The organism is Algoriphagus chordae, assembly GCF_003254055.1.
GTDB lineage: Bacteria > Bacteroidota > Bacteroidia > Cytophagales > Cyclobacteriaceae > Algoriphagus > Algoriphagus chordae.
In genome coordinates this window covers 109,991-129,688 of sequence record NZ_QKZT01000016.1, presented here as the reverse complement: position 1 = coordinate 129,688, position 19,698 = coordinate 109,991, and the positions used below count along the sequence as shown (strand labels likewise).

Here is a 19,698-nt window from a genome sequence, read left to right as displayed (position 1 = left end):
ACCAAAAGCATCCGCAAGATGATCTATACCACTAATGCAGTCGAAGGGTATCACAGGCAGGTTAGAAAGGTCACCAAAACCAAAGGCGCATTTACCAGTGATATGGCATTGTTGAAACTCGTCTATCTGGCGACAAGAAGGATCGAGAAAAAATGGAGTTCCCCTTTACACAATTGGGGCTTGACTGTCCAACAATTAGCCATTAAGTTTGAAGGAAGGCTAAAGTTGGATATAAATTAATAAATTAGTTCCCTTCCCTTGGGGTACCCCAAGGGAAGGGAAGGACAGAGTTTAGCTAACACTCCCTGGCTCATCCTGTACATGAGCTTCCCTAAGGCTCATGTACTTTGCCTTACCTTTGTGGACTTTGTCGTTAAAAACCAGAATCTTATCCCAAAACCATTTTAGTCGCTTCGAGAAAGCTGTCGATTTCAGCTTTACTATTATAAATATGAGTTGAAATTCGGATAGCATCTAGTTTGCTCTCAGGAACTTGACGAATCCTAAAACCCTCCTTACTAATCAAACCCGCAGCTTCTTTGTATTCCATGCTCTTAGGCTTAAAGGTTACCATACTGATCCGGGATTCTGCTTCAGTGGAACTCAGAATATCCAATCTTGAATTCATTTCTGTTAATCCTTCAAATAAGTATTGATTCAGCTCTCGCACTCTGTTTTCCACTTTCTCCTTCCCTATTTCCTTGTGAAAATCTGCTGAAGCCACAGCTCCCTTCATCATCGGCAAACTCTGACTTCCATAATCAAAACGATGTGCAGTAGGCACATAGCCTTTGAACTCCGGAGGGTTTTGATACATATCCCATCCCAAGTCTGTATACGCCCCAACCTGATAAGCCTGAACCTGCTCCAAAACCTCCTCTCGAACATAAAGAAATCCAGTGCCATTCGGCCCAAGCATCCATTTGTGATAGCTGCTGGCATACAAATCACAGCCGAGATCATGAAGGTCAAGATCAAAGGTCCCCGCTCCATGTGCCCCATCAATCGCTGTGAATATCCCTTTACCACGAGCGAAAGCAGAAATTTCTTTGATCGGAAAAACCAATCCGGTGGTACAAGTGATATGAGGAATGGCAATAACTTTTGTTCTCGGAGTCACCAAGCTTTTGATCAGATCAAAATTCTCAGCCTGAGTAGCTTTTGGCTCGAAAGGCTTCAAGACTATTCCGTGTAGTTTCGCCCGATTCAGCCAAGGCAAGGCATTTCCTACATGTTCATGCAAGGTTATAATCACCTCATCCCCTGCCTTAAGCGGAAGTCCCCAACACATGATATTGATGCCTTCGGTAGTATTATGAGTAAGAGAAATTTCAGAAGTTTTGATTCCTACAAATTCTGCCAATTTCTCACGCTCTGGCTCTATATGACCATATTCCCCAGAAGTATTAGCCTCGATAAAAGAATTTTGCAAAGCATCCAAAACAACTTGTGGGGATGGGCCAAAAGTCCCATTATTAAGATATACTCGACTATCCTTGAGTGGAAATTTCTTTCTCAAATCATTCCAAAACTCCTCTCCTATCAGAGCCTGATTTATTGGTTTGGTATTAATTTGATTGGGAGAATTGAATGAAACCAAGGCTGGGACAGCTATTCCTGCACTGAGTTTCTGGATAAAAGATCTTCTACTGTTCATAAGGTCGGTGGCTATCTTATGAGTTAAGAAATGATCTCCACTAATTCAAATGGAATACTACTAGCGAGTCAAAAAATAGGTTGGTCGGAAGAATTTTCATTAACCATGAAGGTCAGTATCTCTGTGATCATGACAGTAGTCTGCAGGTTATACTCTTTGGCTAATTTCATGATGTCAAAAAATAGCCTGTGTCTCCACAGGCCATAGTAGCAAAATTTTCTAATAAATACTGGCTCACGACAACGCCGCTATTACTTTTCTCAAGCTATCCCGTACCTCTATCGCTACAGGTTCCAACCCATCATTTTTAACTCCCATCATGGAGACCACAGGATCTACTGCCGAAACTTCGATCTGTCCAGCTTGCTTTTCTTGCACTATCACATTACAGGGGAGCATCAAACCGATTTTATCTTCTGCTTGTAAGGCTTTGTAAGCATTTGGCGGATTACAGGCCCCTAAAATTTGATAATTATGAAAATCCACATCCAGTTTCTTCTTGAGCGTAGCCTTCATATCGATTGTCGTCAGCACTCCAAAACCTTCTTTTTTCAATTCTTCTGTGACTCTTTCTATCACCTGATTGAAGTCACCTTGTATCGTTGTTGTTATATAGTAGCTCATAAGTCCAATAACGAAAAAATCATGTAGAAGGATAGTGACATCTGTCACTTAACGACTTAGAGAACTACTTAATATGCTATTTTAACGGGTTCAAGAATCCTTAAAGCTTTTATTCAACGAAAATCACTTAGGCTGATAAACTCTCCTATCTCCTAAAAAACTAATGATTTTCATATCCAAAGTCCAGATTTGTAAATCAAACTTATCAGCAGTATGAAAAATTACTGCATCGATCAACCCGATGCCTCGATTGATTAATCCTGCTCTTCTAGAAAAATCACCCGATTCGAAAACCAAACCAGGCTGATCTAAAATCTTCAATTGGCGATAAAAATCGGTTATCAAATTCAGTTCTCTAGTTGTCTTCACTCCTTGAAGCAGTTCCGCAAAGATCAATTCCAAGGAAAAAATCTCACCATCCTTCATCAAAGCAATCATTGGTGGAAAATAATCTGGATTTCCTTTTAGAAATTCTATCCAAACAGAAGTGTCGATTAGAACCGGCTTCATTGCTGATTAATATCTCTCAATTTATCTGCACCATAAGCAAAAACTACTGGCTCAGCGACCATTTGGTCAGACAATTCGAGTAATTTTTTGCGGGACAAATAATCTCGAAGCGCTATCCTCAAGGCTTCAGTGACATTCTTTGCTCCAGACATTTCGATCACATCTTGGATCAATTTATCTTCGATTAACGCAGTGACTTTCATGTGTTTATAATTTTATTGGCCACATAAAATCTCGCATAGTATATAATCATCCCAGTGTAGGACACCTGAGAAATGCTCGATTTCATAGCTTTATAGTTTATACATAAAAATACGAAAGCCTATCGTATAAAATTTATTTTCATTTGAAAACATTAAAAAAACGCATCTCCTCTTGTGAAAATATCAAGAAGTATTTCCTTAGAAAAAAATTCAACACTATGCCACTCAAAACCTGTGACAAAGGCCATCAATTCTATAAAACCAGTGATTGTCCTACCTGCCCGATCTGCGAAAAGGAGAGAAAACCCACAGAAGGATTTATGTCCAAACTCCCAGCTCCTGCTCGTAGGGCTTTGGAATCAAAGCAAATTAACAGCTTAGAAAAGCTCGCCACATTTACCGAAAATGAAATTCTCTCTCTTCACGGTATGGGAAAAAGTTCAATTCCTAAACTAATAGATGCCTTGAAGAAAGAGGAATTGTCTTTCAAAACCCCAGATTAAAGTGCATTTTAAACTTCTCGTTTCAGATTATCCCTAAAGCCCAAAATGATTCAATACATCCTTATTCTATTTTTTGCATTCAGCTCATTTTTAACTCAGCCACATACTGAATCTGGCAACACAGATTTCTTTGCAAAAGAACGTGCAAGAGTGATTCGATTGGCGGATGAATATGCTAGCGAAAAGCCAATCACAGTAACTGCAGAAAGTAGTGCCCGAAGTGCGGGTGGAATTCATGATTTCTATTCCGAAGGAGATTATTGGTGGCCAGATCCAGCAAATCCGGATGGCCCGTACATTCAAAGAGATGGGCTGACCAATCCCGATAATTTCACTGCGCATCGCGAGGCAATGATCCGCTTTAGTCAGATTTCTGGTGCATTGGCTTCAGCTTATTTGGTCACCAAAGACGATAAATATGTCACAGCTTTAGCTCCACATCTCAAGGCTTGGTTTATCGACGAAGCCACGAGAATGAACCCAAACTTACTTTTCGCACAAGCTATCAAAGGCAAGGTAACAGGAAGAGGTATCGGTATTATCGATACTATCCAACTCATGGAAGTGGCCAAAGCGATTGAAGCCGTGAAAGGATCTGGCGTCATATCCAATTCGGAGATTCAGCAGATGAAAGACTGGTTTTCCGAGTATTTGAATTGGATAACTATTCATCCATATGGGATAGATGAGCGTGATCATGGAAATAATCATAGCGTGTGTTGGGCGATGCAAGCAGCTGTTTTCGCAAAACTCGTCGGAAATCAGGAAGTGCTGGACTACTGCAAGGAAATGTATAAAATGGTGCTCCTTCCTGATCAAATGGCGGCAGACGGAAGCTTCCCTCTGGAACTTAAGCGTACCAAACCTTACGGCTATTCCCTGTTCACACTAGACGCTATGGCCACCTTATGTCAAGTTTATGCTGAGGATTCGGAGAACTTATTCACCTACCAAACTCCCGATGGAAAATCACTTGGGCTGGGCATTTCGTTCCTCTATCCCTATGTGGCCAACAAAGATTCCTGGCCATACCAAAAAGATGTGATGTACTGGGACAAATGGCCTGTGCGTCATTCATTCTTACTTTTTGGAGGAGCCGCGTATGATCAGGAAAAATATTTAGAGCTCTGGAATGCGCTGGATGCTGATTTTGAGACACCAGAAGTCATCCGAAATATGCCAGTACGGTTTCCTTTGCTTTGGCTTACGGATCAGGAAAAAGATTCTATTGGAATATTAAACACTAAATTGGCTGCCGATGCTTCCGAAAAACTGATAGCCGAGGGCACAGTTCATTACTCTGACTTCGGTGCCATAGGCGATGGCAAAACCGATGATATAAATGCTATCGTAGCAACACATAAATTTGCCAACCAACACGGTCTAAAAGTGAAAGCAAACGATGATGCCACCTATTACATAGGAGGAAAAGAACATACAGCAATCATCCAAACCGATACTGACTTTGGAACGGCAGCTTTTCTAATTGACGATAGAGAAGTAGAAAATCGAAATGCTTCAGTTTTTCTAGTCAGCTCAAAGCTGAAACCTTATAAGCTGGAAGGAATAAGCTCCCTTAAGAGAAATCAAGAGAAGATAGACATCTCTTTACCTAGCACTTCCTTAATCAGCGTCACCAATTCCAATGAAATGAAGTACATCCGATTTGGGTTGAACCAAAACAATGGTGCTCCGCAGACAGATATTTTCCTAGTAGACAAAGACGGCAATGTGGACAGTAATACTCCTATCATTTGGGATTTCGATCAGATCACAGAAATCACTGCACTTCCTATTGATGAAGAGACGCTAAACATCAGCGGAGGTACATTTACTACCATCGCTAATAGCGAAGATGCGACCTATCACTATTACCAGCGGAACATCTCGATAAAGCGATCCAATGTCATCGTCGATGGATTGAAACATCTTATCACAGAAGAAGGTGAATTTGGTTCGCCATACAGCGGCTTCATCAATATCAGTAGCTGCACCAATGTCACAGTCCAAAACACCATATTTACGGGGCATAGGATTTACAAGAAAATAGGTAATGCGGGCAAACCTGTTTCTATGGGCACTTATGACATATTGGTGAATCGAGCGCTGAATGTATCCTTCATCAACTGCAGTCAGACCAACGATATCGACGACGGCAATTTCTGGGGAATTATGGGTTCCAACTACAGCAAAAACTTACTTTTCGATAAGTGTACGCTGTCCCGCTTCGATGCGCACATGGGCGTGGCCAATGCCACCATCCGCAACTCGACTCTTGGTCACATGGGAATCAATGCAATCGGAACTGGGACATTCACTGTCGAAAACTCTACTATCCGCGGAAGGAGCCTTATCAACCTTCGCTCCGATTATGGCAGCACTTGGGAAGGAAAACTAATTATCCGTGACTGTACTTTTATTCCAAATGGTGGAAAAACCTATAGCGCTTCCTTGATTAATGGCTATAATTCTGGCCAACATGATTTCGGCTATACCTGCTATATGCCAGAGCAAATCATCATCGAAAACCTTAAAATTGACGACTCAAATCATCCTGAAAATTACCAAGGCCCAGCTATTTTCGGGAATTTCAATTCAGAAAGAACAAATGATTCTTACGAGGAAAAGTTTCCTTATGTGATAACCAAAGAAGTTACTCTGAAGAATGTGACCACTACGAGTGGTAAAGAATTACGGGTAAGTGAGAATGAATATCTGTTCAAAGATGTGAAGGTGAAAAGGGATTAGGGCCAAGCTATTTTTTGAAATAAGCACGTAGGGAATTGGATAGCTTTCCATTTTTCGTGATCGCCCTTTCAGGGCTTAGCTAGATGATCGTGCTATCTTGATCGATGGGCTATACCCATCGCTGAGTATTGAACCCTTTCAGGGCTTGAAGATTTCGCTTTGAAGTACGCTCTTAAGTAATGCATTGTTATTTAAAAGGGTATTTGTATCCGAATCAAACGGTGAACACTAAATACCTTAATCGGCCCTAGTAAAATTCAGCTGTGAGGGAATACGTGTATATTTTTTACAGAGAAAATTTGAATTATTCCTGCTTTAGAAATCATCAAATCTTTTCAAGATGCTCAACCTTAATTATTTAAAACTGAAAATCCTTAAATTCATTAGCCCTGAAAGGGCGAAGCCTTACACACTAGCTAGTACCTATCCCAACTCAAGCACCTTCCCCACCGCATCAGGCACATCCTCGGAGTAGTGACTGACATAAACCAAGGTCATCTCAGATCGCTCGCAGATTTGCTGCACGGTATCTTTAAAAAGTCGGCGTTGAAACTCATCCATTCCTTGAGAAGCCTCGTCGAGGATCAGAAGTTTGGGTTGCTTGATCAATGCTCGGGCAAGCAAAGTCCAGCGTTGGTTTTCAAGTGAAAGTCGATTGATAGGGATATTTGCAAAGCTTTCCAGTTGGAATAGCTTCATCCAGGAATCAGCCAAGGCCTCCTGTTCTGCAGTCACTTTTTTGAATAAACCCATGGTATCGAAGAGTCCCGAAAGAATTACTTTGCGACAGGTCTGATTGGTAGGAAAGAATCGACTGAGTTCGGGAGCGACGAAACCTGTAGGCCGCTTCACATCCCAGATACTTTCCCCAGTACCTCGCTTTCTACCAAAGAGCCAGAAATTCTGTGAATAAGCTTGGGGATTTTCTCCGATCAGTAAACTGATCAAAGTGGATTTCCCTGAACCATTGGAGCCTTTCAGCAGCCAGCACTCACCAGATCTAACTTCCCAATTGAGGTTTTTCAGAATTTGCTTTTCCTCGTATTTGATATTGAGATTGTCCAGACGAATTACCTCAGTGTTTTCATTTGCTCTTTTTGGAAGAAGCGAATCCAACAAGCCCCAATAGTAAGAGAGATTTTGCTCATGCTTGGCAGTCAGATGGAAGTCTTCCGCCAGCCAAGTTTTCCCTATTCCTCCACTACTCAATTTGGCTACATGTGTAATTCCTTCAGGGATTTCATTTGCCGAAGTGGTCAGCAAAACCTGAACTCCTTTGGAAATCATCACTTTCAAAATCTCTCCAAATTCAGCTCTGCTTTTTACATCCAAGCCTGTCATAGGCTGATCCATCAGGTAGATTTTCGGCTGACGCATCAATCCCAAACCTAGCGCCAATCGGCGGGTTTCCCCATTGGAAAGCAAGAGCAATGACTTATCCAGCAAGTTCTCCAAATGCAGCAATTCAGATACTTTTTCCAACGTCCATGGCCCAGCCACTTTCGCCTTTACCTCCGATAAATACTCCCGAACTGAAGCAGTATCACTTGACTCCGAGGAATTAAATCGCTGCTGGAAATAGAAGTTTTGCTGATTGGATTTATTGCGAATTTCGTAGCGCTGAGATACATAGGCGATCAGATCTCGGAAGGAATTGATTTCTCCAGACTGAGTTTTCTGCTCCGTGTATTCTCTCGCAAAGGGACGGATGATCTCACCCGTTGGGATAACAGAATTACCTCTGATAGTTTCTATAAAAGCAGTCATCTCTGCACCAGAACTACCTATTATCGCCCAATTCTGCCCTTTTGTCCAATTGAAATCTAGGGATTCGAAAACTTGTTTTCCCTTGGTAAGAACCTGGGCGGAGTGGATGCTAAGAAGAGTCTCTGACAAAATAAAGTGATTTGAAAATTGAAGATTGGCAATTTCTCCGAAACGGTCAAAAACCGACTTCAATAAAAAGGAGTATTCGAAGTTTTAAGAGTGGGATTGCGCGAAAAAAGGGTACTATAATTTCCCGCAGATCTGCGCGGATAACTAACCCGGATTATCGGGGATTCCAGATCTTCTAAGTTGTTGTACAGAATTAGAGATCAGCGATAATCTACCTGTCTTTTCAGCCTGCACCTGCCTGTGGTATGGCGTTCTGCAGAAAATCTCTTTTTTAATCTGCGTGTATCTGCGAGATTTATCTGCGATAATCTGCCGTAAATATCGAGAGACATCCTCAGAACCCTCTTCTTTTCATCGATTCAACTCCAGATAATTAGCGACTCTCAAACTATCATTCATGTCATACAGATAATTCCATTGGGTCATGTACTCATCAGCTGGAAGAAAAGTATCGTTTACCTCTTTCAATTTCTGCAGTAGTATACCATCCAGTTTCGCTTGTAGCTCTTTGTATTCAGGTTTATCAACTAGATTATTTTCCTGAAAAGGATCCTTTTCATCATCAAAAAGTAACCAGGCCCCTTTCAAATCTTTCGCATAAGTGTATTGCTTGGTACGGATTCCTCGATATTCTCTGCCTCCATTGGAAAACTTCCACTCATGAAATGGAACTGGAAGCATAATCAAAGTCGCTTCATTCCCCAAGTCCTTTCCATCTTCCAACTCTTTAGAAAAATCTTTTCCTTCAAAAGTTGATGGCTTTTGAATATCACTCAATCCCAATAGCGTAGGCAAAATATCTGGCGTTCCAATAGGGTCGATTATCCTTCTGCTGGCTCTGCCCAATTTATCGGGATATCGAATCAGCATAGGAACTTTAATGGATTCGTCATAGGGACGTTGTTTTTTGAGTACGCCTTTGGACATAAGCATATCTCCATGATCGGAGCTGAAAACCAGAATGGTGTTATCCGAAATCCCAGCTTTATCCAGCGCATCTATCAAATTACCAATTGCAAAATCCAAGGCTGAAATATGAGCATAATAGCCCGCCATGACATTTCTAGCAGAATCCTGAAATGCCAGTGGCACATTGTCACGCACCTTCAAATCTGCAGCATTGTACATATCCTGATACTCCTTTGGCGCTGTGAAATAGGGATCATGTGGTGAACCGTAGGACAGCATCAACACAAATGGATGCTCTTTATTCTTCTGGATATAACTAATCGCACTGTCCGTTTGAGGAAAAGCATCGTAACCTTCCCAGGTGTGCTTCACATCATTTTCGTCAAAATAAAAGCTATTGTTGTAATTATGACTCACCTCTCTACCCTTCCAATAATCAAAACCTTGCCTCCTGTCTTTTGGCACAGGAACGCCCCTTGAATCATTATAAGTTTGACCTCTCGCGTGGCCATTAAGATGCCATTTCCCAATATACCCAGTCGCATACCCATTCTCTTTGTATATCTCAGCCATGGTCAGGGCTTCATTCGGAAGTGGCTTGTCGTTATAAAAAACTCCGTGAGTTAGCGGATATTGACCTGTCAATAAACTAGCTCGAAATGGAGCACATACTGACATGGTAGTAATCGCATTTTCGAAAACCAAACTTTGCGAAGCGAGCTTATCGAGGTTGGGAGTTTTCACCTGAGTATTTCCCATGTAGCCGACTTCCTGTGCGCGCCACTGGTCTGCGAGGATTATGATTACGTTTGGCTTTTCCCCAGTTACTGTTTCTGTCTGCTTTGGGCTGCTACAGCTACTGAGCAGATGAGTGGATATGATAAAAAAAGCAAGGGCTATAAGGCGAAATTGGGCTTTCATAAGTCAGGGTTAGGAGTAGCTAAAGCTAAGTATTACTTCCCTAAAGTAGAGATTACAATCGCTGACCTGTCCTGTTCTAACCTGTCGAAAAATCTAAACCTTATTCCTACTATCCATCAAAATGGTCACAGGACCATCATTTACCAAGGAAACTTTCATATCAGCGCCGAATTCTCCCGTACCAATTGACTTTCCCAAACCCGCTTCCAAACTTTGAATCATTTGTTCATAAAGTGGAACAGCGATGTCCGGCTTGGCTGCTTTGATGTAAGAAGGACGATTCCCTTTTTTGGTGCTCGCATGAAGCGTAAACTGGGAAATCAACAAAATCTCACCATCTACATCTAGCAAACTCTTGTTCATTACTTCACTTTCGTCAGGGAATATTCGAAGGTTTAAAATCTTCTTTGCTAGCCAAGAAATGTCCTCCTCTCCGTCAGCTTCTTCGATTCCTACGAGAATCATCAGGCCTTGCCCAATACTCGCTTTGACTATCCCATCAATTTTTACCGATGCTTCTGAAGCACGTTGAATTACTACTATCATTTGCTTAGGTCTTGCATTTCTCCAGAGGAGATGATTTCCACTGAATTTAGTTTTTGAGCAAGAGAGGTCCTTACCATGGCTTTAGCCACTTGATAATCATAGATCGGGCGAATATTTTTAAAAAGCTTAAGCCAAACTAGCGGTTTCATCACTATGCTTGCCACCTGCTCACCCAGTCTGAATTCGTTTCTATTTCCCAACAAAAGTGAAGGTCTAAACAAGCCAACATAGTCAAAACCAATTGCCTTGAGATCTTCTTCGGTTTTGCCTTTGGTCTGGCTGTAAAATATAGATGATTTTGCATCTGCACCTGATGCTGAAACATATAGGAACTTCGATGCTCCTAGCGCCTTAGCCCATTTCCCGAAACCAATCACTAAGTCATGATCGATGGCAAAAAACTTCTCTTTCGAACCAGCTTGCTTGATAGTCGTGCCTAAGGATGAAAAGGCATGTACATCGGCAGTTTTCTCATTCAGACTCTCAATAAGTGTGTGGTACTCTCCGCCAAGACTCTGTGAGGCTATCTTATTCTGCCAATCCCAACTAGCAATTTTACTCATATCGCCTTCGATCTGAACAAGCTTCTGCTGCTTGATAGCAAGCTTTCTACGACCAATGCTCAACACATAATCATAGTCTTCACTTTTAAAAAGCTGGTGAAGAATTTCTTTACCTACAAGACCAGAAGCCCCAGAAATTACTGCGATTTTCATTTTTTTATATAGTTGAAGCAATCAGTGGAGTCAATTCCGCAGCTAATGCCTTGTTTCTATCACGAGCATACCACAGATGTGTGCCATCAGAAAATTCTTCTGAGCTTAAATTCTGAGGATCCAATTTGTAAGCTCTTAGTCTGTCTTTTAAGAATTGTGGCTTTGGCCCCCAAATAAACAGCTCCTGACTTAGATCTTTGCTGAATGCGACGAAAATCGGGATTGATTTTGCTCCTTCTGTCAGGTAGGCATCCATCAGTTCTGGATTCTCATCTCTCAAGACCAATTTAAGCTCGATCAACGGGTTCAAATCAGCAAGCTTAACAATGAACGGAATAGTTTGCGCAGCATCCCCACACCAAGCCTCTGTGATCACCACCCAAACCTGTGGTGATGAAATGGACCTAACTATTTTTTCAAGCTCAGCTGAAACCTTAGCCGTCTTGTCCCAGCGATTCATTCGCTGCACATTCATTTTGGTATAATTCAGATAGCTCTCCGAGTGATTATTACCGGTGGTCCTGCCCTCGGTCAAAAGCTGATCGATCATAGCTCGGTATTCCGAATAATTCTGCGCTGAGCTTATAAGTTCAGGCGTAATCAAGGAAGTTTCTAATTCTTGCATTTCTTTGGAATTTGGAGCATAACAGACCTAGCTAGTCTTGAGTTCTCTCCCAGTCCAAAAACTGATTTATCTCATCTTTTATCTTGGCATAAATGGCCAAAACGACACTTAAGTCATCTGCAAAACCAAAGAAACCTAAAAAGTCAGGGATAATATCTATGGGGGAAACAAAGTATACCAATGCCAAAAGCACTAAACCCAGCGTACTGTTGGTAAGCTTATGTGCACCACTGAAATGAGCCCTAAGCATGCGGATAAATACCGATATCGGTTCGATGAGCTTTTTCACCCGCGGGTTATCTCCAAATCTTGAGATCTTATTCCCAACGCTTGCGATCAATTCAGTGATTTTTTCCTTTTGTTTTACGAGTGCCTCTACTTTCTTCCCAAAAAGTGCTTTGGCATTTTCGATAGTCACAGAAGTATTAGATTTGAAGGAACCCATAGTTAACTCAAAAGTAGATTTGAATTTCTGATTTCACTTGTTTCAACGCATAACTGATTGCATCGTTTTTTCTTTCTAGCGTTTGGGCAAAAATAGCTTTCGCCATAGCCACTCCATTCGCATCTTCATCGAGCATTTGTCTGCTTTGGTTTAGGATAGTCGTCACTTCCTCCACTGCACGTTTCACTGCTTCCCAAGTTTCCTCGGAAAAATATACCTGCTGGGAGAAATTATGGTTAAACTCCTCTCTCATTTCTACGAGCAAAAGTGTATGCAATTCCCCAGCTGTTAGGCTTCCTGGATTTGATCTTCTCACCAAATTATTTGGGGTAATTCTTTCCAGAAAAAGGCAAATACGCTCAGCTGCTTGCAGTCGGATAGGAAGTATGGTTTGAGAATTCTGGGTTTTCAATTCCACAAGGGTCTTTTCTCTTTCTTTCGAAAGAAAAGAAACCACTACCAGGTACATGCCATATAGGACTATTCCTGCAGGCAAAAGGATTTTCAATAAATCTACTAAATATTCCATTTTTGGGGATTAAACTCGAATTTGCACAAATTATCCCCATTTGAAAACTCCGAGGAATGTAAATTTACATTCTTACGAACCAATTCCCTGCCAAAAACATTTCTCCCACATGATAGCGCCAATTAAGATCACCGAAAAAGCCGAACACGAGATCAAAAATATCATGACTACAAAAAACATCCCGACTGAATATCAGCTACGTGTGGGTGTGAAAGGTGGTGGATGTGGCGGAATGTCTTATGCCTTGGGTTTTGATAAACCAAAACCCGATGATCAACAATTTGAAATAGCGGGTATCCCCGTTCTGATTGAAAAAAAGCATTACATGTTTCTGATGGGAATGCAGATTGATTTTTTTGAAGGCGACGAAGCTCGTGGATTTACTTTCATCAATCCAGAGATTCCAAAGAGACATGATGCGTGATAGTGTTTTAACCGCGGTGAACACAGAGGTTTGCGCAGAGAGCACAATTATATAAAGTTACCCTGCTTCTCCAGAACCTGCACATAGCAATATATTGCCCTTACCATTGCAGTCTTCAAGATTTATATAAATTTATGGAGTCTTAATCCGCCAATTATGAAAAAGTCACTATTATCATCTCTCTTATTCCTCATCTATTTCATCGCTTTTTCTCAGGTAAAACAACTCGAAAAAAATCAGGAAGCTGGCAAAGGAAATGTTTCTGAGTTGGACTGGCTGGAAGGTTTTTGGGTAGGAACGGGATTCGGTGGAGAATGCGAGGAAGTTTGGATGCCTGCAGTAGATGGAAATATGATTGGTACATTTCGCTTTTGGAGCGAAGGGAAGCTTATTTTTTCCGAATTCATGAACATCGTCCAAGAGGGCGAAACTTTCTCTTTGAAACTCAAACACTTCAACCCTGATCTTTCTCCTTGGGAGGAAAAGGAGGAATGGACAACATTTCGATTAGTAGAAACTGCTGAGAATACAGTTTATTTCCATGGATTAACCATGAAAAGGGAAGCTGATGAAATTAGGCTTTGGCTTGCTCTTACGGAAAATGGCGAAAGGACGATCGAAGAATTGAAATATGTGAAAAAGGAGTTTTAGAATTTTCGCTCCATCACCTATTTTATCCTCTTAATTTATCTAGAAGGGTATTCATCAAGCCCACTTCTTCTTCATCCAAATTGAGCACTTGGGTATTGAAGCCTTCCATAGAAGATTGCAGATCATTCAAAAGCTGTAAGCCCTTTTCTGTAATCAAAATATCTACTTGACGACGGTCATTTGGGCATTCATTTCTTGCCAATAGCTGTTTAGCCTTCAACTTATCTATCAAACGACTAGCATTCGACATCTTGTTTAGCATTCGCTGTTGAATGGAAGACACCGTCGTAGGAACTCCATTCTGCCCCCTCAAAATCCTGAGCACATTGTACTGCTCGGGAGATAAGTCAAAAGGCTTCAAAATACCATTCTGTGCCGAGACCAAATAACTATGTGTATACAGTAAATTGACCACCAATTTGTTATAAGGATCTTTGAACTCCTTTTGCTTGATTGCTTCTTCTAGGCTTCCCATATCTTTTGTCGCTGTATTTAATGTACATACATTTAAATATAGCATAAGGTTTCTGAGGATGAAAACTTTATTGCAATAATTGGAAAAAGGCCATAAATGAGGCCTTGGCATTTGAAAAAATAATTAGAAATAGAAGAATCAACTCTGCTCAATCAACCAATCTCCAATGAGTCGGTTGATTTCTTTGGGCTTCTCTATACAACTGCTATGACCAGCGCCTGGAACCCGGTGCAATTTGGACTTTGCTATTCCCATCTGTATAAACTTTGCTTTCACAGGAGTAGTCGCCACATCTTCGTCTCCTACTATGATCATGGTTGGACAACTGATATACCCCAATTCATTTTCAATACCCTTTCTATATATCACTCCTTCTACTGCTCCCGTAATGTTTTTCTTATTTGATTTCAATTTAGATTTCCAGTAGTCAATTTTCTCTGCATTTATCGGATCACTGAGCCAACTTTCGGCAAACATGATCTTCATTACCTTATTGGCAACTGGCGGAATTAAACCAAACCATTTTACTATGCCATTTAATGTTTTGTATTTGGGCAGATTTTCAACTGGCTCAGCATTTGCCGAAGTCTCCAATAAAATCAGGCTCTTGATCAAGTCTGGATGTCTGGCGGCAAGTCTCATCCCAACAAAGCCTCCCATCGATAGCCCAGCAAAATGCACTGGCCCCTCGCACAATTCTTTGATCAAGGCAGCGGTATCCTCTTCGAGCGTGTCCATATCAAATGGCCCTGTCACCTCACTTTGCCCCTGTCCTCTATGATCATAGGCAATCACACGAAATCGGGTCTGAAGGAATTCGACCTGATCTGAGAACATCTGATGACTCCAAAGTAAACCATGAGAAAAAATGATTGTTTCTTCTCCATTTCCTTGATCTGTGTAGAAAATATCAACTCCATTTACATTGATCTGAGGCATTCTATTCCTAATTTTTGAGTTTTCAGTTTAAAAAGAATTCAACCTGAAAAACTTTATGCTAAATTCAATTTATGCTTACCAATCCAGTCCAGGCTGGGTGATTACAAATCCTTCTTCCACCTTTTTCTTCTCCACCATCACTTTTACATCCTCCAGAAGCTTTTTAGCATCATAGACTATTCCATCCTTCACGGTGTACTTTACGCCACCTACTCGTATTGGTTTATTATTCTCATCTATTCTGATGGCTCCTGTGCCGTACAGGACTTTTAGGTTTTGCAGTGGATTCTCTTCAAGAATGACAAAGTCTGCCAATTTCCCAACTTCTACAGAGCCGATCTCCTTTTCCATTCCCAGCAACTCCGCTCCATAAAGTGTAGCCGAACGGAGCACTTCCAAAGGATGAAAGCCAGCCTCTCTGAGCAATTCCAGTTCACGGATATAAGCAAAACCATAGAGTTGATAGATAAAGCCAGAATCAGATCCTGCAGTCACTCGTCCTCCCTTGTTTTTGTACTCATTGACGAAAGTCATCCATAGCTTATAATTCTCCTTCCACTGCACTTCTTCTTCGGTAGTCCAGTCAAACCAATACGAACCGTGAGACTGCCGACTAGGGGCGTAGAATCTCCAGAGTGAAGGGAGTGTATACACCTCATGCCACTCAGCCGTACGGGCTCGCATCATGTCGCGATTAGCTTCATAGATATTAAAAGTTGGATCAAGGGTGAAATCCAATGCTAGCAATTCATTCATCACAGCATTCCAATGCTCAGAACCTGGCTGTGCAGCTTGCTTCCACAGCTTACCTGCTTCACCAAAACGATGCTGCTCATTCTGATAATTGTAATCCAATCTAAAATCCTGAATGGTGCGATCTTCGAAAAGTGCTTCAGGCAATCCGTACCAATGTTCCATGGAAGTCAATCCTGCTCTGGCAGAATTCATCACATTCCATCTAGCCACATCCAACTGCTGATGGTGCATGGCAGAGCGAAGTCCAATTCTTTTGTTTTCGGATATCGCAGCTTCCATCACATCTGGATTAGCTCCAAAAAACTTAATCCCATCTGCACCTCTATTAGCGTTCTCATTTACCCAAGCTTTTGCTTGCTCAGCATTGGTAATTGGGGCTTTTGCTCCTTGTCCAAAACTGGTGTAAGCCAAAATCCTAGGCGCAGTAATTTCATTTGCAGCGGATCTTTTCTTTTGATCCAGCACCCAATCCAGACCATTGCCCGCGGAAGGGTCACGAATCGTCGTGATTCCATGTGCCATCCAAAGCTTATATACATATTCAGCAGGAGTTCCTTGTCCACGACCACCGATGTGCCCATGAGAATCCACAAATCCAGGAAGTAAATAGTGACCTTCCAATTCATAGACCTTATCATCTGGACCAGCTTTTGGTCTGCGATTTTCATTAATCGGCATCCCTGGATAGCCTACCACCTGAATTTGGGCAATTCTATTATTCTCCACTACTATATCCACTGGACCTACGGGAGGCGCGCCAGTACCATCTATCAGAATCACTCCTCTCAATATTAGCCGTCCATATTGCCCGTCTCCTTCATCTCGGTCTGGAGCAGATTCTATTTGGGAAAAAGAAGAAAAGGAAAGGAAAAAGCCAAAAATGGCAAGGAGTAAAAGTCTTTTTTTCATACAGTGGGGTCTTTTTTCAGTCCAATAAGTTAAGCCAAAAAGTCACAACAAAAAACCGAAACAGGATGAATAGTAGACACAAAAAAGCCCTAAGGGATTTCCAAAGGGCATTTTCAAGGATTGTTGGTGGTTATTACAAATCTTTAAACTTCTCCATGATCTCTTCAGAGACCCCTGTAAAGGAATATCCTCCATCATGAAAGAGGTTTTGCATAGTTACTAATCTAGTGTAGTCGGAAAACATCGTGACGATATATTCTGCACAAGCCTCTGCTGATGCGTTACCCAAAGGAGAAAGCGCGTCTGCAAAGTTGTAAAAGGAATCAAATCCGCCAATTCCTGTACCTGCCGTAGTTTTGGTAGGAGACTGAGAAATTGTGTTTACCCTTACTTTTTTCAGTTTTCCAAATCTATAACCATATCCACGAGCAATGCTTTCAAGCAAAGCTTTTGCATCGGCCATGTCTGTGTAAAAAGGAAAAACTTGCTGTGCAGCGATATAAGAAAGGCCTACGATAGATCCCCACTCGTTCATCACATCTTTCTGCTCAGCTACCTGCATCATCTTATGAAAAGACACAGCAGATACATCATATGATTTCATTGCCCAATCATAATTCAGATCACCATACGATCTTCCTTTCCTGATATTTGGCGACATCCCTATGGAATGCAAAATAAAGTCAAAATTTCCTCCAAGATACTCTTTGGCTTCTGCATAGAGTTTCTCGATATCTTCGGTGCTGGTAGCATCTGCAGGGATTACAATGGTATCACATTCCTTTGCAAGGTCATTGATAGCGCCCATACGCATGGCGATAGGAGCATTGGTCAATACAAATCTTGCTCCTTGCTCTTTAGCTTTAAGCGCTGTTTTCCACGCAATTGAGTTCTCGTCAAGAGCACCGGTAATGATTCCCAGTTTTCCTTTTAGCAAATTATCTGGCATATAGCTCGGGGGTTATTTTCAAAAATATTGCCCAAAAATAGGAAAAAATAATCATTCAAGCCCCTAAATTGATGTAATGCACGAATTACCGACGTAGCAACTCTTTTGCACTTTCTATCGCAGATGCAGATGGTGAGGCCCCGGAGATCATTTTTGCCAACTCCAACACCCGTTCTTCTTCATCCAGCAGCTTGATTTTACTGACTGTCTTCGCCAAAGAATTATCCTTGTAAACATAATAATGTAGATCTCCCTGCCCTGCAACCTGCGGCAAATGTGTGATGCAGATCACCTGATGTTTTTTCGAAATATCCTGCATCATCCCTACCATCTTCAAGGCAACTTCTCCAGAGATCCCTGTATCAATCTCATCAAAAATCAACGTAGGCATAGCCATTTTATCTGCCATTAGGTATTTGATGGCAAAAAGCAACCTAGAAAATTCGCCTCCAGAGGCTACTTTTTTCAAGGGTTGAGGCGCCGAGCCTTTGTTTGCAGAAAAAAGCAATTCGATTTCGTCCATGCCATTAGCAGCTGGTTCAATAGCTTTGTGCTCCATCACTACCTTGGAATTCTCCATGCCTAATCCAGCAAGCAATTTTTCTAAAGAACTCTGGAAATCTTTGAAGCTTCCTTGTCTTTTCTTGCGTAGCAGCTTGCCTGAATCGGTCACTTTTGTCCTACTTTCATCAAGCTCTTGTTTCGCTTTGGAAAGCGTTTCATCCAGATTCTGAACTTGGAAAACTTTATCCGCCAAGTCCTTTTCCAAGTCCATCAGCTCTTCCACAGAAGCCAGCCCATGCTTTTTCTGAAGTTGATAGATTTTACTAAGTCGATCTCTGATTTCATCCAATCGCTCAAAGTCAACTTCCACCCTACTTCCTTCATCTGCCAGACTTTCCTCTATATCTTTCAACTCAATATTCACTGCCTGAAAACGCTCCTTCAAGGCAGCAAACACATGTGCCAAGCGCTCCAAAGATTGCATACCATGCTGAATTTGTGCCATACCATGACTGATCCCAAATTGCTCATCTTGGAAAAGATTAAGCATTTCATTGATCTTCAAATTGATTTCTTCAGCATTCTCAAGAATCTCCTGTGTGGATTCCAGCTCCTCTTGTTCGTTTGCCTTCAAGCCCAAAACACTCAGCTCCTCTAATTGAAATTGATTAAAATCAGCTTCTTTTTGTAATTCTACTGCTCTTTTACTGAGCTCATCAAAAGTCTTTTGTGTCTGTCGAAAAGTTTTGAAATCTGCTTTATAATTTTTGATTTCCTGCTGTGTCTGCGCAAATGCATCTATCAAGCGAAGTTGATAGCTTCCTTCTCCCAACTGAAGCGTGTCATGCTGCGAATGAACATCCATCAAAAATCCTCCCAATGTCTTCAAAGCGTCTAAAAGCACAGGGGTATCATTCACAAAGGAACGGGATTTTCCGGCTGGGCTAATCTCTCTTCGTATGATGCAAGTAGCTTCGTAATCTAACTCAGCCTGGTCAAAGAACTCTTTTAAACCATAATTAGCCACATCAAAAACGCCTTCGATGACGCACTTTCTATCTTCATGCAGCAAAGCCTTGGTATCCGATCTATTGCCCAAAAGCAAGCCGACAGCACCAAGCATAATGGATTTCCCCGCGCCAGTTTCGCCGGTAATCATACTGAGTCCTGAACTAGGCTGCATATGCAGTTGGTCGATCAGAGCATAATTAGAAATGCTAAGGGATTTGAGCATGGGTAAAGATTTCGTTTGGGCAAAA

At 41.5% G+C, this 19,698-nt stretch carries 21 protein-coding genes; 5 read left to right on the top strand and 16 right to left on the bottom strand.

Annotated features, from left to right (window positions below; translation table 11 throughout):
• Positions 1 to 240, top strand: a 240-nt coding sequence (locus LV85_RS16600) for a transposase (RefSeq protein WP_146260491.1), incomplete at its 5' end; no start/stop codon positions are given.
• Between the two features lie 148 nt (positions 241 to 388).
• Here the strand turns inward: LV85_RS16600 and LV85_RS16595 are convergent.
• The 4 genes from LV85_RS16595 to LV85_RS16580 form a co-directional block, all read right to left on the bottom strand.
• The gene (locus LV85_RS16595) at positions 389 to 1,657 is read right to left on the bottom strand and encodes an aminotransferase class V-fold PLP-dependent enzyme (protein ID WP_111321470.1); all 1,269 of its coding nucleotides are present in this window, start codon (positions 1,655 to 1,657) and stop codon (positions 389 to 391) included.
• A gap of 234 nt (positions 1,658 to 1,891) precedes the next feature.
• Positions 1,892 to 2,281: a DUF302 domain-containing protein gene (locus LV85_RS16590; RefSeq protein WP_111321467.1), complete on the bottom strand. Its 390-nt coding sequence runs from the start codon at positions 2,279 to 2,281 to the stop codon at positions 1,892 to 1,894.
• Positions 2,282 to 2,404: 123 nt separating this feature from the next.
• A complete protein-coding gene (locus tag LV85_RS16585; RefSeq protein ID WP_111321463.1) occupies positions 2,405 to 2,791 on the bottom strand; it encodes a PIN domain-containing protein in 387 nt (128 codons plus the stop codon).
• Positions 2,788 to 2,994 carry a type II toxin-antitoxin system VapB family antitoxin gene (locus tag LV85_RS16580; protein ID WP_111321461.1) on the bottom strand — a complete coding sequence of 69 codons (207 nt, stop codon included), beginning with the start codon at positions 2,992 to 2,994 and terminating at the stop codon, positions 2,788 to 2,790. Before LV85_RS16580 ends, LV85_RS16585 begins: the two co-directional genes overlap by 4 nt.
• 143 nt (positions 2,995 to 3,137) lie before the next feature.
• On the opposite strand from LV85_RS16580, the gene LV85_RS16575 reads away from it, so the two are divergent.
• Positions 3,138 to 3,497, top strand: coding sequence for a hypothetical protein (locus LV85_RS16575; protein ID WP_245786806.1), 360 nt, complete (start codon positions 3,138 to 3,140; stop codon positions 3,495 to 3,497).
• A 45-nt stretch (positions 3,498 to 3,542) separates the two neighbouring features.
• Entirely contained in the window at positions 3,543 to 6,245 is a 2,703-nt protein-coding gene (locus tag LV85_RS22405) for an alginate lyase family protein (protein ID WP_317046456.1), read from the top strand.
• 423 nt (positions 6,246 to 6,668) lie between these two features.
• On the opposite strand, the gene LV85_RS16560 is transcribed toward LV85_RS22405, so the two are convergent.
• The 7 genes from LV85_RS16560 to LV85_RS16530 all read right to left on the bottom strand — a co-directional run bounded on the left by LV85_RS16560 (position 6,669) and on the right by LV85_RS16530 (position 12,832).
• Positions 6,669 to 8,141, bottom strand: coding sequence for an ATP-binding cassette domain-containing protein (locus LV85_RS16560; protein WP_111321486.1), 1,473 nt, complete (start codon positions 8,139 to 8,141; stop codon positions 6,669 to 6,671).
• Positions 8,142 to 8,492: 351 nt separating this feature from the next.
• Positions 8,493 to 9,971, bottom strand: coding sequence for a sulfatase family protein (locus tag LV85_RS16555; RefSeq protein WP_111321459.1), 1,479 nt, complete (start codon positions 9,969 to 9,971; stop codon positions 8,493 to 8,495).
• 93 nt (positions 9,972 to 10,064) lie between these two features.
• Positions 10,065 to 10,517 (bottom strand): D-aminoacyl-tRNA deacylase, encoded by a 453-nt coding sequence (dtd, locus tag LV85_RS16550; RefSeq protein ID WP_111321457.1) that lies wholly within the window; start codon positions 10,515 to 10,517, stop codon positions 10,065 to 10,067.
• A complete protein-coding gene (locus tag LV85_RS16545; RefSeq protein ID WP_111321455.1) occupies positions 10,514 to 11,233 on the bottom strand; it encodes a Rossmann-fold NAD(P)-binding domain-containing protein in 720 nt (239 codons plus the stop codon). Before LV85_RS16545 ends, dtd begins: the two co-directional genes overlap by 4 nt.
• A 4-nt stretch (positions 11,234 to 11,237) precedes the next feature.
• Entirely contained in the window at positions 11,238 to 11,858 is a 621-nt protein-coding gene (locus LV85_RS16540) for a thioredoxin family protein (RefSeq protein WP_111321453.1), read from the bottom strand.
• Between the two features lie 31 nt (positions 11,859 to 11,889).
• Positions 11,890 to 12,303, bottom strand: a complete 414-nt coding sequence (locus LV85_RS16535; protein WP_111321451.1) for a YkvA family protein — start codon at positions 12,301 to 12,303, stop codon at positions 11,890 to 11,892.
• 7 nt (positions 12,304 to 12,310) lie between these two features.
• Positions 12,311 to 12,832, bottom strand: coding sequence for a DUF7935 family protein (locus LV85_RS16530; RefSeq protein ID WP_111321449.1), 522 nt, complete (start codon positions 12,830 to 12,832; stop codon positions 12,311 to 12,313).
• A gap of 109 nt (positions 12,833 to 12,941) precedes the next feature.
• On the opposite strand from LV85_RS16530, the gene LV85_RS16525 reads away from it, so the two are divergent.
• Together LV85_RS16525 and LV85_RS16520 are read left to right on the top strand one after the other, a co-directional pair.
• On the top strand, positions 12,942 to 13,256 hold the full coding sequence (locus LV85_RS16525; RefSeq protein ID WP_111321447.1) for a HesB/IscA family protein: 315 nt from the start codon (positions 12,942 to 12,944) through the stop codon (positions 13,254 to 13,256).
• A 156-nt stretch (positions 13,257 to 13,412) separates the two neighbouring features.
• Complete coding sequence (locus LV85_RS16520) at positions 13,413 to 13,907, top strand: DUF6265 family protein (RefSeq protein WP_111321445.1); 495 nt, start codon at positions 13,413 to 13,415, stop codon at positions 13,905 to 13,907.
• Positions 13,908 to 13,929: 22 nt separating this feature from the next.
• On the opposite strand, the gene LV85_RS16515 is transcribed toward LV85_RS16520, so the two are convergent.
• The 5 genes from LV85_RS16515 to recN all read right to left on the bottom strand — a co-directional run bounded on the left by LV85_RS16515 (position 13,930) and on the right by recN (position 19,673).
• Complete coding sequence (locus LV85_RS16515; protein ID WP_111321443.1) at positions 13,930 to 14,382, bottom strand: MarR family winged helix-turn-helix transcriptional regulator; 453 nt, start codon at positions 14,380 to 14,382, stop codon at positions 13,930 to 13,932.
• 138 nt (positions 14,383 to 14,520) lie between these two features.
• The gene (locus LV85_RS16510; RefSeq protein WP_111321441.1) at positions 14,521 to 15,321 is read right to left on the bottom strand and encodes an alpha/beta fold hydrolase; all 801 of its coding nucleotides are present in this window, start codon (positions 15,319 to 15,321) and stop codon (positions 14,521 to 14,523) included.
• A 75-nt stretch (positions 15,322 to 15,396) separates the two neighbouring features.
• A complete protein-coding gene (locus tag LV85_RS16505) occupies positions 15,397 to 16,986 on the bottom strand; it encodes an amidohydrolase family protein (RefSeq protein WP_111321439.1) in 1,590 nt (529 codons plus the stop codon).
• A gap of 133 nt (positions 16,987 to 17,119) precedes the next feature.
• Positions 17,120 to 17,935 (bottom strand): enoyl-ACP reductase FabI, encoded by an 816-nt coding sequence (locus tag LV85_RS16500; RefSeq protein ID WP_111321437.1) that lies wholly within the window; start codon positions 17,933 to 17,935, stop codon positions 17,120 to 17,122.
• Between the two features lie 85 nt (positions 17,936 to 18,020).
• Positions 18,021 to 19,673: a DNA repair protein RecN gene (recN, locus tag LV85_RS16495; protein WP_111321435.1), complete on the bottom strand. Its 1,653-nt coding sequence runs from the start codon at positions 19,671 to 19,673 to the stop codon at positions 18,021 to 18,023.
• Positions 19,674 to 19,698: the final 25 nt, after the last annotated feature.